Origin of the sequence: Aeromonas sp. HMWF015 (genome assembly GCF_963878965.1) — a bacterium.
Lineage (GTDB): Bacteria > Pseudomonadota > Gammaproteobacteria > Enterobacterales > Aeromonadaceae > Aeromonas > Aeromonas veronii.
Map to the genome: position 1 here is coordinate 1 of NZ_CAWNZT010000018.1, position 2,493 is coordinate 2,493.

A 2,493-nucleotide genomic window follows, 5' to 3' on the forward strand; every position below is an offset into this window, starting at 1 on the left:
GCTTCGGTCTCATCCTTTTTAAATAGAAAATATGTCGCAGTACCAACTAATACAGCTCCCACTATCGGTGCAGCTATAAGGCCAACAGCTCCTGCAGCCATTCCCCCACCTACTAGACTGCCGATTGTCGCAAGACCAGTTGGCCCAGCGCCCGCAATAGCTAAAGCACCCAGTGAGCTAGCAGTACCAACTGCTGCACCGGTATATGTACCTATCTGTGCCTCTTCGCTTTCATCAAAAACGGTATCATTCAATACGCTAGCAGCACCAACGCCGGCTGAACCTGCTACAATTCCGACCCCAGCTACTACACCTCCACCAACTACCGCGCCAGCACTGGCGAGAGTGCTCATTATGCTGGCTCCTGATGCACCAGTAACTGCCGCACCAACAGTTCCTGCCTTTGCTACAGTTTTTATGCCTCTAGAATTTTTGGAGATTTTTTCTGACACGTTTTTTACAGTCTCATTGTCAGATACATAGCTTGCACATTTAGCTGTTATCTTTACGATATTAAAACCATCATCAAAGTCCATTTGTATTCCTTTAATGTTCAATCCTTTTCACGTTCCAACGTTTTTTGGTGGTGTTCTCTAGTAATAACCCCTATCGTTTACCATTTGCTGATTTATACCCTTTTTTTAAATATTCAATTTGGACGCTCTTTTTTTCCTTGCGGAGTTCAGGTGTGTGGTCAATCCCCGCGTTTTTTCTAACATCCATATTGAAGTCGTAAGCCAATACTATATCTCTTACAGAAATCAAACCATTTCTATCTTCAAAGTTTAAATTTCCACCATCTCCTTTGCTGTTCTTTTTATTATTAAAATTACGTATGATATCTTGCTTTGATAAATTCATATATTTTATGTTTGTAGTCACATATGAATGATTTAACTCTTTAGAGAACAAGACGACAATATCTCGCTGTGACATTATATGACTCCTTGAATGATACTTTATAGAATTACAGGGTATAGCTTAAAAATATTACTTCATGAAATGCTAAAAAATAATAGGGCCTGCAACTAATCCAGATTGTTTATTTAATTGTTTTCACATTAATTTAGCGTGAGCATATTTTATATCGGTGAAGTTATGCGTGTGAAGAGGGTATAACAAAAAACAGATGTAAATTAATATTTTAATCAACATTCAGTGTTTACGTTTGAGGCCTAGCAACAAACCAATTTTTTGGGCTGCAAAAAATGATGTTGGCGACACATTAGTTCGTTTTTTGTTACCCACTAGATGATAGGTATACAAGTGCTACGTGACTTTGCTCGATCTTTGAGCGTAGCATGGTCCTGCTGGACCTAGACCACCCGGCTTTGCTTGACCAACAGGACCCAGACCATGACCAAGCTACATACCCGAGATCTATCCGCAGTTTGTTCCTGTGGATATTCCTGCATTCCCAATAGGCCCCCCGTGGTTATAAGCCACAGGAGGTGATATGGATCTGACCTTGCTGAGGATGTCTGGCGGGGTTTTGGTTCCATCCACCCCGGCAGATGCGGAAGTTATTCGGTTGATGCCTATTGGTACCACTATCCAGGCACAGGGTAGGGGGCGTCGTAACCCCGCCTTTCACCGTCGCTTCTTTGCCTTACTCAATCTGACCTTCGACTACTGGGAGCCAACTGGCGGCTTAGTCTCGCCAGCAGAGCAGAGGATATTGGATCGCTTTGTTCGTTACCTCTCACGCTTCGGTGCTTCCCACACCCTGGACCAAGCCAAAGAAGAGTTCATAGACCAACTCGCCAGCCTCCGGGTCGAGCGCCATGGCCCCCAGGCCGAGAAGTCATTCGAGGTGATGCGTAAATGGCTCACCGTCGAGGCCGGCTATTACAGCATCGTGATACTCCCGGATGGGGGCATACGGAAGGAAGCCAAAAGCATTAGCTTCGCCAAGATGGGGCAGGAGGAATTTGCAGATCTCTATCGCGCAGTCTTCGGTGTTTGCTGGCGTTATGTCCTCAGCTTGCAGTTCTGCTCTGAAGCTGAGGCTGAGGAGGCCGTGACTCAACTAATGGGGTTTGCCTGATGAGATTTGAGACGAGCCCGATCCGTTCTCAGGCGCTTCGTGATGGCGCCTGCGGCCAAGCCTGCAAGCTTCAACTGCCCGGTGTCTGTATTGGCGGCACCGATACTACCGTTCTGGCTCACCTGCCGAGTACCCCACATGGCATGGCTCTGAAGGGGGATGACCTGGTGGCGGTTGAGGCATGCTCTGCCTGCCATGATGCTATCGACGGCCGGCTTCCCTATGACTGGGAGCCAGGGGAGCGAGAGGAGGTGATCTATGTCGCGTTGACCCGCCAGCTGCACAGCTGGGTTGTGCGGGGGCTTATCAGCATCAAAGGCGCTGCATGAGCCATGTGCTTTTAATCAGGACTAAGACCACACGAGGACCAACTCATGACCTACTCATTGGAAATGGCATTGCGACTGTTCTCACCGAAGGGGGCTCTCCATGAGCCAATCAGCGGT

Annotated in this window: 4 protein-coding genes; 2 read left to right on the forward strand and 2 right to left on the reverse strand. The window is 47.3% G+C overall.

Features of this window, described 5'->3' with window-relative positions:
- Together AACS18_RS00700 and AACS18_RS00705 are read right to left on the reverse strand one after the other, a co-directional pair.
- The coding region (locus AACS18_RS00700) for a hypothetical protein (RefSeq protein ID WP_181363234.1) at nt 1-536 on the reverse strand (536 nt) is incomplete at its 3' end.
- 70 nt (nt 537-606) lie between these two features.
- The gene (locus tag AACS18_RS00705; RefSeq protein WP_108611986.1) at nt 607-936 is read right to left on the reverse strand and encodes a hypothetical protein; all 330 of its coding nucleotides are present in this window, start codon (nt 934-936) and stop codon (nt 607-609) included.
- 520 nt (nt 937-1,456) lie between these two features.
- Here AACS18_RS00705 and AACS18_RS00710 point away from each other — a divergent pair.
- Nucleotides 1,457-2,047 (forward strand): DUF1367 family protein, encoded by a 591-nt coding sequence (locus tag AACS18_RS00710; RefSeq protein ID WP_108611987.1) that lies wholly within the window; start codon nt 1,457-1,459, stop codon nt 2,045-2,047.
- Nucleotides 2,047-2,376 (forward strand): nuclease domain-containing protein, encoded by a 330-nt coding sequence (locus tag AACS18_RS00715; protein WP_108611988.1) that lies wholly within the window; start codon nt 2,047-2,049, stop codon nt 2,374-2,376. Before AACS18_RS00710 ends, AACS18_RS00715 begins: the two co-directional genes overlap by 1 nt.
- The last annotated feature ends 117 nt before the right edge of the window (nt 2,377-2,493 follow it).

Bases quoted from the DNA above. Each gene is read 5' to 3' on its own strand.
- AACS18_RS00705 (WP_108611986.1), bottom strand. From the start codon at position 936: ATGTCACAGCGAGATATTGTCGTCTTGTTCTCTAAAGAGTTAAATCAT.
- AACS18_RS00710 (WP_108611987.1), top strand. From the start codon at position 1,457: ATGGATCTGACCTTGCTGAGGATGTCTGGCGGGGTTTTGGTTCCATCC.
- AACS18_RS00715 (WP_108611988.1), top strand. From the start codon at position 2,047: ATGAGATTTGAGACGAGCCCGATCCGTTCTCAGGCGCTTCGTGATGGC.